Here is a 13,783-nt window from a genome sequence, read left to right on the forward strand (position 1 = left end):
GTATCACTCCTTTATGCTTTTTGTTTCTTTTCGTCCTCGGTGTAATTCAATTTTCACCTTTGCTAACGAGAGACCGGTCATTTCTGCTATTTCCTTATAGGAGAATCCGTAGTAATCTCGTAGTAGCAATACATTTCGTCTTTCTAGCGGAAGAGAGGATATACTTTGTAACCAACTAGTAATCTCATGTTTTACGAAATAAGAGTGCTCTGTACTTGGCACGCTTGGTAAATGGAATTCTTCAAGCGTAGTTGTTTTATACTTCTTTTCTTTTCGGTACCAATCGATAAAGGCGTTGTAGGCAATTGTAAATAACCAAGGCCTAATTTCTTCTCCTTTATAATAGTCAATATGGACGAGCATTCGGTAAAAAGTTTCTTGCATGAGATCTTCAGCATGGTGGGGGTCTCCGGTTAGGGAGAGAAGATAGCGAAATAAATCATGCATGTGCTCTGAGTAAATGTCTTCTAATGATTGACTTTGTTTCACTACATTTCCCTCCCTTCATACATAACAACGAAATACATATAAAAAAGTTACATTTTTTTATGGAATTATAGTAAAAAACGTCAAGAATTGGATAGGATTCTCTTTTATCATAATACATATAAGGCGGGTGAACAGAGTTGGAAAGCTATGAAACTCAAATTCAAAGGGCAATTGATTATATTGAAGAAGATGTAATGGAAAAGCAAACGCTACGTAATTTAGCTCGCATTGCATGTTTTTCTGAATCGCATTTTCATCGTGTATTTCAGGCGTTAGTAGGCGATACAGTAATGGAGTATGTTCGGAAGAGGAGGTTAGCCCGGGCAGCTTATCAACTTTCTCATACGGATGAAAAAATTATTGATGTCGCATTTGAGCATGGCTTTCAATCTCACGAGACGTTCACGAGAGCCTTTAAAAAATTATTTCAAATGACACCAAGTGAATATCGAAAACAAGAAATTGAAACACCAATGTATTATAGAGTGAATGTAAAACAAAGAAAATTAAATCCATATTTAGGGGGCATACAAATGGAATATCGTATTGTAAATAAACCAGAATTTTTAATGGCGGGTTATGAGCTGAAGACGACAAGTAAAGAGGGGAAAAATCATCAAGATATCCCGGTCTTCTGGCAGGAGTATTTACAAAAGGATCTTGGAACGACAATTCCAAATCGTAAAGATACGAGCCAATGGGTAGAGCTTGGATTATGTACAGATTTTAATTTAGAAACAGGGGACTTCACTTATATTATCGGAATGGAAGTTACAGACTTTGACAATGTACCAAATGCAATTGCAAAGCGTACATTCCCATCCGCAACGTATGCAGTATTTACAACGCCAAAAGTTCCTCATGAAGAAATGGTATCGTCTATTCACCAAACGTGGAATGCAGTATTCTCAGAATGGTTCCCGCATTCAGGATATGAACATTGCGGAGTTACAGAGTTTGAACTATACGATGAGCGTTGCCATGCAGATAAGAGTGAGTTCGCTCAAGTTGAGCTTTGGATACCGGTGAAGAAAAAGTAATAGATTAAGAGCGAGTCATTGAGAGATGGTTCGCTTTTTTTATAAAAGGGAAATGTATTTGTTAATAGTTTTATTTTTAATTTGTATAGTAGGGGAAGAAGACTGTTATTGTCAGTTTTTGTCGGTAAATCGATATATCTTGAAAATCGCTGATATATTTGGAGTTACGGTCGATATATTTGAAAAATCGCTGATATATTTCGAGTTGCGCCGATATATTTAGAAAATCGTCGATATAATTTCATTTATCAACAAATTAACCGGAAAAGAGAAAAAAAAGACACTCAATATAAGTTTATTCACCGAATAATTACCAAAAACAGAAAAGGCGCCATATAGCACCTTTTCCTACGAACTAAACGGAAACACAAGTATAATCGTCGTTCCTTTTCCAAGTTCACTATCAATGGAAATCGTTCCGTTATGGGCATGAACGAGCTGTTTTGTAATGGCGAGGCCAAGGCCAGTTCCAATGTTGCTTTCTTCTGTATTCGTTCCTCTGTAATATCGCTCGAATAGAAGCTCTTTCGTTTTATCGTCCATACCTTTTCCATCATCTGAAATAGATAGTGTAAATGAATTTGTATTTTGCGAAAGTTTTACGATTACGTTTGTTGTTTCATTATTATGTTTTACAGCGTTTGCTAATAAGTTTTCGATAATACGTTGGAACCATTTTTCTTCAATAAAATATTGGATTTTGCTTGAACTTGGTACGAATTCAATGTTTTGATTTTGTAGTGTCGGGTTATTAATAAATTGTAATAATACTTTTTGGACGAACTGATTAATTTCAACATTTACGTGTTGTGCAGGAAGAGTATCATTTTTTAATTGATATGTTAAGCTTAAGTCGTCAATTAATGTAGTCATATATTGAGATTTTTCTTTCATTACATGGCCAAATTGTTGAATGTCTTGATCAGTCCAATTATATTGCTTCGATTCTAGTAATAATGCATAGCCGTATATAGAGCTAAGCGGTGTTTTTAGATCATGCGTCAGGCCGGTAATCCACTCTTCACGTGTTTGTTGCAAAACTTTTCTCATTGCATCGTTCTTTTTCAAAGTAATAGAAAGGTGCTCTAGTGAGTTTGTAACATCTTTAAATATGCGGAACGACCATTTTTCTTTACCGGAGCGCCGGAACCGAACAGGTTTGCCTTTTTTACTAACAGGCTCTTCATATTTTCCACCAGCTATGTTTTTAAGCCAGCGCATCGTGTGTAATAGAGGCTTTCCAAACTTATTTCCATACCAAATTGAAAGAATGACTAAATAAACAAACACAATAAGGAGGATTAAGCTACATCCGATTAGAAGTTTCTTGGTAAATACATCATCTAATACATCATCTGGATAATAATGAGCGTTTGGGGCGGATACAACGACGAGATGACCGCTATTTGAATCGTAAAAACTAGATGTATTTTCTTTATAATTCCACGGTTCTTTTTCATTAAGAGCCGTTTTTATAGCCGAAAATGTTTTTTTCTTCCCAGTTGGATAGGAAAAAACTTCTTCGCCATTGTTATTAAATATTTGCAGTGTTGCTTTTTCTTTAGAAAGTAATTGTTTTTCTTGTTCAGTTAATGCAAATTCATTTAATGATAAAGAAGGATGTCCTTGTTGTATCGTTTTTAGTAATGCATTACTTTTTAGTTTGGCACCGTAAATAACGAGCACTGGTTTCTTTTCTAATTTAATTTCCCAATAGTTAAGCTTATAAAGATTTTCGCTACTATTTTGTAAATATGTAAGTAAGGATGTCTTCGTGTAAGAAGTCGGAACATCGTTAGGTGTATTAAAGTTGTAAAGGGCCTTTCCATCTTCATCTACAATCTGAAGCCAATCACTCTTTTCTGTTATTAAATCTTTCACCTTAGAATTTAAAGTAATATTATTTCCTTCGGAAGAAATGTATTCGGAGATTGTAAAGGTATCATAATCAGAAATATTAGGTTCATATAAAGTACTATTAAGAAGAAAAATTAAATAAGAAAAAGAAGCAACTACTGCGATAAGTAACGTAACTAAGACAAAAACGTGTTGTAAGATAAACTGGATTATAAGTCGTTTATTAAAATTCATATCGTCACCCTACTTTGTAACGAACTTATAGCCAAGTCCACGAACCGTTTTGATGTACAATGGATTACTTGGATTTTGTTCAATTTTTTCACGTAGTTTTCGAATGTGAACCATAACAGTATTGTCATCGCCATTATAGGCTGGTGCTCCCCAAACTTTTTCGTATATTTCTTCTTTCGAAAATACGTAGTTGGGATTCTCGCAAAAGAAGAGTAGTAGTTGAAACAGTTGAGCGGAACATTCGACAACGTTCCCATCTACTGTTAGTTCCGCAGAATGTTGATCAATTTCAAATCTCCCAAATGAAATGGAGTGTGCGTTTTGTTCGTGTGGTACTGTTTGTTTCATATGTCTTCGAAGTTGTGCTTTCATACGAGCTACGACTTCTAATGGATTAAATGGCTTCGTAATATAATCATCTGCACCGTATGAAAATCCAGATATTTTATCTAAATCAGATGCCTTCGCTGATAGGAAGAAAATCGGACAATCTGTTTGTTGGCGAATAATCGGACAAATATCAAAACCAGATTGTCCAGGAAGCATGACATCTAAAATAATTAAATCGTAATTGTTTTTTTCGGTGAGAGATAAAGCTAATTCAGCTGATGTTGCAGTTGTAATATGAGAAAAACCTTCTTTTTCAAGAATGGTAGTTAGTAGTTGTAAAATTGCTGTTTCATCATCGATGAGTAATATATTTGCTTGATACATAAGAATCCCCCTTAATTTCCTCGAATATCATATCATCTTTTTGTAACATATGGAATTTTTAAGGAAAATTTAAGGTTTTCTTTCACAAAAAATTAAGAATCAAATGATATGATAAAAGTAACATAGGGGAGGAGATGAGTGTGAATCCGTTTCAAATGATGCGAGCTAGATATTTTTTAATTGTATTTGCACTATTAATTTTAGTAGCGAGAAGTAGCGGGGAATTGTTAGAAAGTACATTTCATATACAAAATTCTTCTTTTATAAATATACTTATATTTTATATCCTTCCGATTGCATGGATTTTTTATGAGTATAGAAAGCACCGTGTTTCATTTTCATTATTTGTTAATAAAAATGAAACATTTAACTTGGTGCAAGTTTTGTACATCGCGATTATGCTTTGTATGTTTAGTTACGGCTATCTTATTTTGTACATGTACAGCTTTGCATGGATTACACCAGATTTTATTATGAATGCCTTGCATGAACCGATTATAGATAGTACCGGGGGATATGTATATCAATTTATTATGGTTGTATTTATCGCGCCTATTATTGGGGAATTTGTTTTTCGTGGATTTTTACTTCAGCGCTTTGCTGCAAAATGGGGAACGAGTATAGCGATGATTGCAGTGGCACTTTTATTTGCGATATTACATGTCGATTTTCTCGGTGCCGCCGTATTTAGTATCGTATTATCAATCGTATATATCCGTACGAAAAGCTTACTCATGCCAATTGCGATACACATGTTAAACAATACATTTGTACTCTGTGCATCTTTCCTAGTAAGTAGAGAAAAGATCATGAGTTTTGCAGATTTCTCAAACTATACGACGTTCTTTCCAGGACTTATTATTTTTATAACAGGATTAAATTTAGTACTCATTTTTTTATTTGTTAACCGCAAATACTGGAGTAAAGAAGTGCCAGTTATATATGCAGAGCAGGTAAAGAGTTTTGCAGATGTAGTGGGAGATAAATGAGATGAAGAAGACGATTGAAAAAATATTGAAAGACATTATAGATTCTACGTCTATTACAGATATGTGTGATAGAAACGTTTGCCATTGGCTTCAACCTGTAGTAGATACGATTGTGTTTCCAGAGTATTACTTATTTTCTAGTACTCATTTAAAAGAAAATATTATTTCTCTTCTTATTGTATTAGGGGTTTTACTAATATTTGGTCTAATTGTAGAAGAAATGATGAAGCGCATCTTCAGAAAAAATGAAGAGAAGTATATGTGGGTTCATAAAATATTCGTGAAAGTAATAGTGGCTTTCCTTTTGTTTTATAGTATGAAAACAATCATTTACTTTATAGCTTTGAAACATCATTAATTCGAAATTTGAAAGGGATGTATAAAATTATATGAATGAAACGATATCATCAAATAAGTTTTTTTATTTGATTTTACTTAGCATAGTGCTAATAACGACAGTAAATGTTATTCTCCGCTGGGAGGAAGCCTACTTTTTCATGTATTTAGCGCTCCATTTATTAGGGGTTTTATGTATAAGTGGTGGCATGGTTACTGAAAAAAAGAGTGACGAAAGTGTTAACTATATGTGTGTGATCGGTCTTGTTTTACTTTTAGCTGTACAAGGTATTATGAAATATAGTTCTTTTTCTGTACAAGATTTCAGTTTGTTAATAGATGTACTGCCTTAAGGGGGGAGTATCTATGTTATCGAAGAAACAAATAGGATATATACTTGTTTTAGTAGGTTTTTTTACGATTATTATAACGACGCTATTTTTTCAAGACTATGAATATATAAAATATGTAAAAGGCGACGGTTTAATGTGTTGGTTTGTAAGTGCTTTTCTTATTCCGGATTATGAACCGAGGAAAGTGTCTAAAAATAGGTGAAACTCTTCTTGTAATAGAAGAGTTTTTTTATGTAAATTGAACGGGCTAGAACAATTCTCACGATTAGCTTGTTCTAATTTTGAAAGTATGAACTTACAATAATAATAGACAGGCAGCATAGAGGAGGGAATAACGTGAGGAAAGTTATTGGGTGGTCGCTTTTTTTGTACGTTGGGTTTGCGTTATTTATATATTGGTATTTATTTGGATGGAATCATGAACTCATTCCGGAGATGTATAAAGGAACGAGTGCAGATCCAGAAACTTTTATGAATGCGAAAGAGCTTACGCTAAGCCAAGATTATTCGCGCGTGAAAAATTTACTGTTCTTTTTAGCGACGCCTCTTGAATGGATTATCTTATTATTTGTACTCGTGCTCGGTATTTCAAAAAAGTTTGAGAAATGGTCAAAGGAAACGACTAAAATAAGTGTCTTACAAGTTGCGATTTATTTCTTTTATTTATCACTACTGACAACAATTCTTGCATTACCGATGCAATGGATCGGTCGTAAAGTGTCCGTTGATTACGGCATTTCAACGCAAAGTACACAAAGCTGGATTAAAGATCACGTCATCGATTTTTGGGTGAACTATGCGACTATGTTCCTCATTGTTACGGTTTTATTATGGCTCATCCGTAAATTCCCGAAGAGATGGTGGCTAGCAGGATGGGCACTCTCTGTTCCGTTTACGATTTTTTTAACGTTTGTGCAACCTGTTATTATTGATCCACTTTATAACGATTTCTCGACGCTGAAAAATAAAGAGTTAGAAACGAAAATTTTAGCGATGGCAGACAAAGCTGACATTCCTGCTAAACATGTATATGAAGTAAATATGTCGAAAAAAACGAATTCGTTAAATGCATATGTAACAGGAATTGGTCTTAACTCGCGTATTGTAATGTGGGATACAACGCTTAAGCAATTAAAAGATAAAGAGATTTTATTTATAATGGCCCATGAAATGGGACATTATGTTATGAAACATATATATTGGGGCGTTGCGAGCTATGTCTTGCTATCGTTTATAGGTATGTATGTAATTAGTCGTATTTTAAATATGTGTATTCGAAAATGGGGAGATACGCTGCAAATTTCAAAAGTGGCATGTTTCTCAATTTTACCTTTGTTTTTCTTAATTTCCTCGTTATTATCTTTTGCATCACAGCCAGCAACAAACTATGTTTCACGTATAGAAGAACGCGCGGCAGATCAATATGCTTTAAATATGACGAAAGATGGGAAATCAGGTGTGAAAACATTTCAATATCTATCAAAAACAAGTTTAAGTCAAGTGAATCCGCCTGCATTAGTAAAATTCTTCTTATACACGCACCCACCAATTTTTGAAAGAATTCATACGTTTGAACAATATGAAAAACAAAAGAAGCAGTAGTTTAAAATGTACCCTATAGAATAGACACTGAAAAAAAAGTCTATTCTATAGGGTATTTCTTGTATAATGAGAGAAAATTGGGATCGGAGAAAGTTCAAAATGACAAAAAAGCTATTTACAGAAAGAGACATTCAAATTCTATCAAATAACCCCTACATAAAATCTGTAAGTCAGAAAGGTATCACTTATACAGATGAATTTAAGCGTATTTTTATTGAGGAAAATGAGAAAGGAAAACTACCTCGAAATATTTTTGAAGAATGTGGTTTTGATATAGATATGATTGGAATGAAACGAATTATGTCATCAGGAAGTAGGTGGCGTGCTGCTTACAGAAAAAATGGTGTATTTGGTTTGCGAGATACACGCACCCAAAACGCGGGAAGAACTCTTGAGAGAGAGCTTACGTTAGAAGAGAAGTATGCTCGTTTAGAAGCCGAACGGAACTTACTAAAGGCAGAAAATGAATTGTTAAAAAAGATCAAACTTATGGAAGGGAGGATGAGAAGGAAATAACGTTATCACCTAGTCAGAAATATATCCTGATTCGTTCTGTCATCATAAAATATAACTTAAGAAATATGGTGAGTTATTTGTGTAAAGTAGCTGGTGTATCCCGTTCGGGATACTATAATTATTTTTCCATTTCATCTCAAGAACAACGGAAACAAAAGAACAATCAAGATGAAATCGTGAAAGAAATCATATTAAAAGCACTTCGATTTAGAAATCGAAAGAAAGGGGCTCGTCAAATAAAAATGACATTGGTGGGTCATTTTCAAGTTGTCTACAATTTAAAGCGTATCCGTAGAATCATGAAAAAATATGAGATTGTCTGTCCGATTCGGAAAGCAAATCCTTATAAAAGAATGCTGAAAGCTTCAAAAGAACATCGAGTAGTGCCGAATCAATTAAATCGAGAATTTAAACAAAACACCCCAGGAAAAACGCTTCTTACAGATATCACTTATTTAGTTTACGGTAAGAATAAAAGAGCTTATTTATCTACAATTTTAGATGGCTCAACCAATGAAATTTTAGCTTACCATGTTTCAGAACAGATGACATTAGACCTCGTAATAACAACTCTTCATAAACTAAAACGGAATAAGAAGATTCGATTGACTGAAGGTGCATATATTCATTCAGATCAAGGAGCCCACTACACAAGCCCTACCTACCAAAAATTAGTCAAAAAGCTAAAGCTCGGACAATCTATGTCAAGAAGAGGGAACTGTTGGGATAACGCTCCACAAGAATCATTTTTTGGTCATCTGAAAGATGAAGCACATATAAAACCTTGCGAGTCTTTTACTGAGTTGAAACAAGAGATTAAGAAATATATGACGTACTATAATCACTATAGATATCAATGGAATTTAAAAAAGATGACTCCTGTTGGATACAGAAATCATCTTCTTGATGTTGCCTAACTTTTTTAAAAATGTCCTTTACAAAGGGTACAGATTAGTTTACTGCTTCTTTTTATTATGGATGATTCGAGTTTTGGAAGATTATAGTGTATAATTCGTAGAATATTCAGTGAAAAATTTAGGAGGTTAATATTTTGTTTCATTCAAAATCAATGCCGGCAATAAAAATGATACTATCGATGTCTATTTTCGGATCGATTGGATTTTTTTCAGTACAAACAGGTTTACCTTCCTTTGAATTAGTGTTTATTCGCTGTATTTGTGCGACTGTATTTTTAACATTATGTTGGTTCGTAACAGGGCAATATAAAAATGAGAAATGGAACAAAAAAGAAATGATACAAATATTAGCTTGTGGTGTATTTCTCGTTTTTAACTGGGTATTTTTATTTAAAGCATTTGAAGTAATGTCGATTACAATTGCGATTTCTGTCTATCATCTTGCTCCAATCATCGTATTAATGATTGGCAGTATCGTATTTAAAGAGAGGCTAACAGTATTTGCGGTTATATCGATCGTTATTTGTTTTATTGGTACAGTTTTAGTAGCTGGTGTAGATGGAAGTGTGTCGTTAGAAAAGCTAATGTCATCTGGAATGGTGTGGGCACTTCTTGCAGCTTTATTTTATGCTTTTACAACGTTGCTAGGAAAAGGAATTAAGCATACGAGTGCATATGCGATGACCTTTGTACAAACATTTTTAGGTATATTTTTATTATTACCATTTATAGATTTCGGGAAATTTCAAGGATTAACAGAGATGAACTGGATGATGATCACAGCGACAGGTCTTATGCATACTGGGTTTGTATATTACTTGTTTTTTGACAGTTTAAGAGATTTATCGACGAGACTTATTTCCATATTAGTATTTTTAGATCCTGCGGTTGCAATACTATTAGATACAGTTTTTACCGGATTTAGACCGACTAGTATGCAAATAGTAGGGATTGTGCTTATATTCGTAGGGATGGCAATAACTTTTCGCAAGGGAACAGAGAAGGAACTATCGGTGAAGGAAAGTGCTATTTCTTAACAATAGAGAATGAGTGTAGAGGATATCTTTGCTTCATATAGAATTGAAAAAGACGCAAATATATATTATTTGCGTCTTTTTGTGGCAATAAAGTGAAATTTAAAAATGCGAAGGAGTTCACAAAGAGATTGTAGAATATTTTATTATATAACACCTAAGATGTGACAACTTCCTTTTGAAAAAGAAAGAAGGAGGTATAAAGCAGAAAGGTAGTCAAAATGTTTCTTTTAGAAGATGTGCATTTTATCTTACATTCACCAACAAATTAGTACTCCTGAAACAATGAAGTTCAATGCTTCGTATTATCTATTATTTTTCTATTTAACATACAATAGAAATAGGGAGAGAGGACAATGAAGAAAAAAATATTGGGTGTAATGATGATTGCGACAATGGTAGGAGGTATATTTGCAGGAACGAATGTGGCGCCTGTAAAAGCGGAAGAGTATCCGGAAATGATTGTATTTGATGATGTTCCATACGGATTTTGGGCATATGATGCTATTTTAGATTTAGCTTATAATAAAATTATAGTTGGGTATGGAAATGGAAAGTATGGTGTTGGAGATCTTACAACACGTGAGCAAGTAGCTGGGGTTATTTACAAAACACTTGAAATGAAAGAAGAAGGGGCAGTAGCAAATCCATACAAAGATATTTCTGAAAGTTCAACTAATTTTCAAAAGGAAATTTTAGCGTTAACAAAACGTGGTGTTTTTAAAGGTGATGAAAACGGGAACTTTAGACCGAAAGCACCAATTTCTCGAGCTGAAATGGCAGTAGTACTTCAAAAAGCATTTACTTTCGAAGCAAAACAAAAGCAGACATTTAAAGATGTACCAAAAGGTCATTGGGCAGAAGAGGCAATTAGTGCACTGCAATCTAATCAGGTTGTTACAGGAACTGGAAAAGGTATGTATGAATTAAATGGCTTCGTGCCTAGAGAACAATATGCTCAGTTTATAAACAATGCGCTTATTAATTATCATTTGAAAGAGGATTGGAAATAGAGTGAGAAAGCACAAATAGAAATATTTGTGCTTTTTTTGTTCGTTTACAAAAGAATTATTATACGTTTTTATGTATGTTTATCACTATACATAAGCTTGATAATCAACCTCGTAAAAAAGAAATGATGTGTAATATGATTCACAAAACTGTCACGAAATATGTCGAAAATCATGTTGTCACTATACCATTTGTTCTGTATATTTTTTTAAAAACATATACATATTAGGGAGATAATTTGATGAGCAAAAAATTATTAAAAACAGCTACAGCATTAACAATTATGGGTGGGGTATTATTCTCAGCAGAGAGTAATAATGTAAAAGCGGAAAGTGCACCGCTACAAAATACAAATACAATTGTATTTAAAGATGTACCAATAGGACATTGGTCATATGAGGCGATTCATAATTTAGCGGCACAAGAAATTATTTTTGGATATGGAGATGGGGTGTTCGGTTTTGGGGATGATGTAACACGTGAGCAAGTGGCAGCTTTAATTTATCGTGTGTTTGATATAGAAGAACAAGATGCATATGAGAACCCATATGGGGATATCGATGAAAATTCGACAGACTTTATCGAGGAAATATTAGCTTTAACAGAAATGGAAATTTTCATGGGGGATGAGCATGGAAACTTTAGACCGAAAGCGACGTTAACGCGTGCGGAAATGGCACAAGTTCTTACGAATGCTTTTGACTTACAGGCAAAGGGATCTCATACTTTTAATGATGTTTCAGCAGATTCATGGGCAAAAAATGCAATTAGTGCAATAAAAACAAATGATATTACAGTGGGAATCGGAGAAAATAAATTTGGTCCGTCCATGAAAGTAACAAGAGAACAATACGCACAGTTTTTATATAAAGCAATGTTGAATGATATGACACAGCAATAAAAAAAATACGTAAAGGCCGTTGTTGTATAACAGTGGCCTTTTTTGCGTGAAATAAAGTGCAAAAGAAAGGAGTTGTAAAAAAATCATTAAATTTTCAAAAAAAACTTCCTTTTCTGAAGATTTGTTATATAATATAAAACATAAAATCAAATCTGTTATAAGACAGTTTAAGAAGGGGATGCTAATATGTCGACGCAAACTTCACGGGTTACACTCGTTGGAGAAATGTTACCAGCGTACAACGAAATATTGACACCTGAGGCGCTTAGTTTTTTAAAGGAATTACATGAAAATTTCAATGAACGCCGCACGGAACTTTTACAAAAGCGTGTGGAGAAACAAAAAAGAATTGATGCAGGGGAGTTTCCTAAGTTTTTAGAAGAAACAAAGCATATACGTGAAGGGGATTGGACAATCGCTGAGCTTCCGAAAGATTTAGAGGATCGCCGCGTGGAGATTACTGGGCCGGTGGATAGAAAGATGGTCATTAACGCTTTAAATTCAGGAGCACATCTTTTTATGGCAGACTTTGAAGATTCGAATGCACCAACTTGGAGAAATGCTGTCGAAGGTCAAATTAACTTACGAGATGCGAGTAAGGGAACGATTTCACATAAAAATGAAAACGGAAAAGAATATCGTTTAAATAGTAAAACAGCTGTATTAATTGTGCGTCCGAGAGGGTGGCATTTAGAAGAAAAACATATGCAAGTTGACGGCAAGAACATGTCTGGCAGTTTAGTAGATTTTGGCTTGTACTTTTTCCATAATGCGAAGGTGCTTTTAGCAAAAGGAAGTGGCCCGTACTTTTACTTACCGAAAATGGAAAGTTACTTAGAGGCAAGATTATGGAATGATGTTTTCGTATTTGCTCAAAAGTATATCGGCATTCCGAATGGAACGATTAAAGCGACTGTGTTAATAGAAACGATTCACGCTTCATTTGAAATGGATGAAATTCTGTATGAACTAAGAGATCATTCTGCTGGTTTAAACTGCGGGCGATGGGATTATATATTTAGTTTCTTAAAGAGTTTCCGTAATCATAATACTTTTTTACTTCCGGATAGAGCGCAAGTCACGATGACAGCGCCGTTTATGCGCGCGTATTCTTTGAAAGTTATTCAAACGTGTCATCGTCGTAACGCGCCAGCAATCGGAGGAATGGCAGCGCAAATTCCAATTAAAAATGATCCAGAAGCAAATGAGGCGGCTTTCGAGAAAGTGCGTGCTGATAAGGAGCGCGAAGCTTTAGACGGTCATGACGGGACTTGGGTTGCCCACCCGGGACTTGTACCGGTTGCAATGGAAGTATTTAATCACATAATGAAAACGCCAAATCAAATTTTTAGAAAGCGTGAAGAAATACGTGTAACAGAAAAGGATTTATTAGAAGTACCGATGGGAACGATTACAGAAGGTGGTCTTCGCACAAATATTAATGTAGGTATTCAATATATTGCATCTTGGTTAAGCGGGAGAGGAGCAGCTCCTATTTATAACTTAATGGAAGATGCGGCAACAGCGGAAATATCAAGAGCACAAGTATGGCAGTGGATTCGTCATGAGGGCGGGAAGCTAAGTGATGGCCGTAATATCACTTTTAAATTGATGGAAGAATTGAAAGAAGAAGAACTAGCAAAAATAGAAAGTGAGATTGGTAAGGAAGCGTTTAAGAAAGGGAGATTTGAAGAAGCTACAAAACTGTTTACAAACCTTGTTCGTAATAACGAGTTCATGCCGTTTTTAACATTACCTGGTTATGAAATTTTATAAGAAACAAGAAAAGG

14 protein-coding genes are annotated in these 13,783 nt (G+C 34.4%); 11 read left to right on the forward strand and 3 right to left on the reverse strand.

Annotated features, from left to right (window positions below; all coding sequences use genetic code 11):
• Positions 1–3: 3 nt before the first annotated feature.
• Positions 4–489, reverse strand: a complete 486-nt coding sequence (locus tag MHI07_RS05515) for an RNA polymerase sigma factor (RefSeq protein ID WP_215580860.1) — start codon at positions 487–489, stop codon at positions 4–6.
• 137 nt (positions 490–626) lie between these two features.
• On the opposite strand from MHI07_RS05515, the gene MHI07_RS05520 reads away from it, so the two are divergent.
• Entirely contained in the window at positions 627–1,529 is a 903-nt protein-coding gene (locus MHI07_RS05520; protein ID WP_002158937.1) for an AraC family transcriptional regulator, read from the forward strand.
• A 348-nt stretch (positions 1,530–1,877) separates the two neighbouring features.
• On the opposite strand, the gene MHI07_RS05525 is transcribed toward MHI07_RS05520, so the two are convergent.
• On the reverse strand, positions 1,878–3,620 hold the full coding sequence (locus tag MHI07_RS05525) for an ATP-binding response regulator (protein ID WP_002158936.1): 1,743 nt from the start codon (positions 3,618–3,620) through the stop codon (positions 1,878–1,880).
• Positions 3,621–3,629: 9 nt separating this feature from the next.
• Positions 3,630–4,334, reverse strand: coding sequence for a response regulator transcription factor (locus MHI07_RS05530; RefSeq protein ID WP_002158935.1), 705 nt, complete (start codon positions 4,332–4,334; stop codon positions 3,630–3,632).
• 140 nt (positions 4,335–4,474) lie between these two features.
• Here MHI07_RS05530 and MHI07_RS05535 point away from each other — a divergent pair, with 140 nt between their 5' ends.
• The 10 genes from MHI07_RS05535 (at position 4,475) to aceB (ending at position 13,769) form a co-directional block, all read left to right on the forward strand.
• Positions 4,475–5,323, forward strand: coding sequence for a CPBP family intramembrane glutamic endopeptidase (locus tag MHI07_RS05535; RefSeq protein WP_078179683.1), 849 nt, complete (start codon positions 4,475–4,477; stop codon positions 5,321–5,323).
• A gap of 1 nt (position 5,324) precedes the next feature.
• The gene (locus MHI07_RS05540; protein ID WP_002011228.1) at positions 5,325–5,681 is read left to right on the forward strand and encodes a hypothetical protein; all 357 of its coding nucleotides are present in this window, start codon (positions 5,325–5,327) and stop codon (positions 5,679–5,681) included.
• Positions 5,682–5,712: 31 nt separating this feature from the next.
• Positions 5,713–6,012 carry a DUF2101 family protein gene (locus MHI07_RS05545; RefSeq protein ID WP_002201425.1) on the forward strand — a complete coding sequence of 100 codons (300 nt, stop codon included), beginning with the start codon at positions 5,713–5,715 and terminating at the stop codon, positions 6,010–6,012.
• A 13-nt stretch (positions 6,013–6,025) separates the two neighbouring features.
• Complete coding sequence (locus tag MHI07_RS05550) at positions 6,026–6,214, forward strand: hypothetical protein (protein WP_340822430.1); 189 nt, start codon at positions 6,026–6,028, stop codon at positions 6,212–6,214.
• Positions 6,215–6,348: 134 nt separating this feature from the next.
• Positions 6,349–7,614: a M48 family metallopeptidase gene (locus tag MHI07_RS05555; RefSeq protein WP_340822432.1), complete on the forward strand. Its 1,266-nt coding sequence runs from the start codon at positions 6,349–6,351 to the stop codon at positions 7,612–7,614.
• A 99-nt stretch (positions 7,615–7,713) separates the two neighbouring features.
• A protein-coding gene (locus MHI07_RS05560) for an IS3 family transposase (RefSeq protein WP_215579587.1) occupies positions 7,714–9,047 on the forward strand; the annotation gives its coding sequence in 2 pieces (ribosomal slippage) (positions 7,714–8,101 and positions 8,101–9,047; 1,335 coding nt in all).
• Between the two features lie 134 nt (positions 9,048–9,181).
• Complete coding sequence (locus tag MHI07_RS05565; RefSeq protein ID WP_340822435.1) at positions 9,182–10,084, forward strand: DMT family transporter; 903 nt, start codon at positions 9,182–9,184, stop codon at positions 10,082–10,084.
• Between the two features lie 353 nt (positions 10,085–10,437).
• A complete protein-coding gene (locus tag MHI07_RS05570) occupies positions 10,438–11,094 on the forward strand; it encodes an S-layer homology domain-containing protein (RefSeq protein WP_340822437.1) in 657 nt (218 codons plus the stop codon).
• A gap of 239 nt (positions 11,095–11,333) precedes the next feature.
• Positions 11,334–11,993: an S-layer homology domain-containing protein gene (locus tag MHI07_RS05575; RefSeq protein ID WP_340822438.1), complete on the forward strand. Its 660-nt coding sequence runs from the start codon at positions 11,334–11,336 to the stop codon at positions 11,991–11,993.
• A gap of 186 nt (positions 11,994–12,179) precedes the next feature.
• A complete protein-coding gene (gene aceB / locus MHI07_RS05580) occupies positions 12,180–13,769 on the forward strand; it encodes a malate synthase A (RefSeq protein WP_199710048.1) in 1,590 nt (529 codons plus the stop codon).
• Positions 13,770–13,783 lie beyond the last annotated feature (14 nt).

The sequence above is a fragment of the Bacillus sp. FSL H8-0545 genome, from assembly GCF_038006105.1.
GTDB classification, from domain to species: domain Bacteria; phylum Bacillota; class Bacilli; order Bacillales; family Bacillaceae_G; genus Bacillus_A; species Bacillus_A cereus_U.

Bases quoted from the DNA above. Each gene is read 5' to 3' on its own strand.
- MHI07_RS05525 (WP_002158936.1), bottom strand. From the start codon at position 3,620: ATGAATTTTAATAAACGACTTATAATCCAGTTTATCTTACAACACGTT.
- MHI07_RS05530 (WP_002158935.1), bottom strand. From the start codon at position 4,334: ATGTATCAAGCAAATATATTACTCATCGATGATGAAACAGCAATTTTA.
- MHI07_RS05540 (WP_002011228.1), top strand. From the start codon at position 5,325: ATGAAGAAGACGATTGAAAAAATATTGAAAGACATTATAGATTCTACG.
- MHI07_RS05545 (WP_002201425.1), top strand. From the start codon at position 5,713: ATGAATGAAACGATATCATCAAATAAGTTTTTTTATTTGATTTTACTT.
- MHI07_RS05550 (WP_340822430.1), top strand. From the start codon at position 6,026: ATGTTATCGAAGAAACAAATAGGATATATACTTGTTTTAGTAGGTTTT.
- MHI07_RS05570 (WP_340822437.1), top strand. From the start codon at position 10,438: ATGAAGAAAAAAATATTGGGTGTAATGATGATTGCGACAATGGTAGGA.
- MHI07_RS05575 (WP_340822438.1), top strand. From the start codon at position 11,334: ATGAGCAAAAAATTATTAAAAACAGCTACAGCATTAACAATTATGGGT.
- aceB (WP_199710048.1), top strand. From the start codon at position 12,180: ATGTCGACGCAAACTTCACGGGTTACACTCGTTGGAGAAATGTTACCA.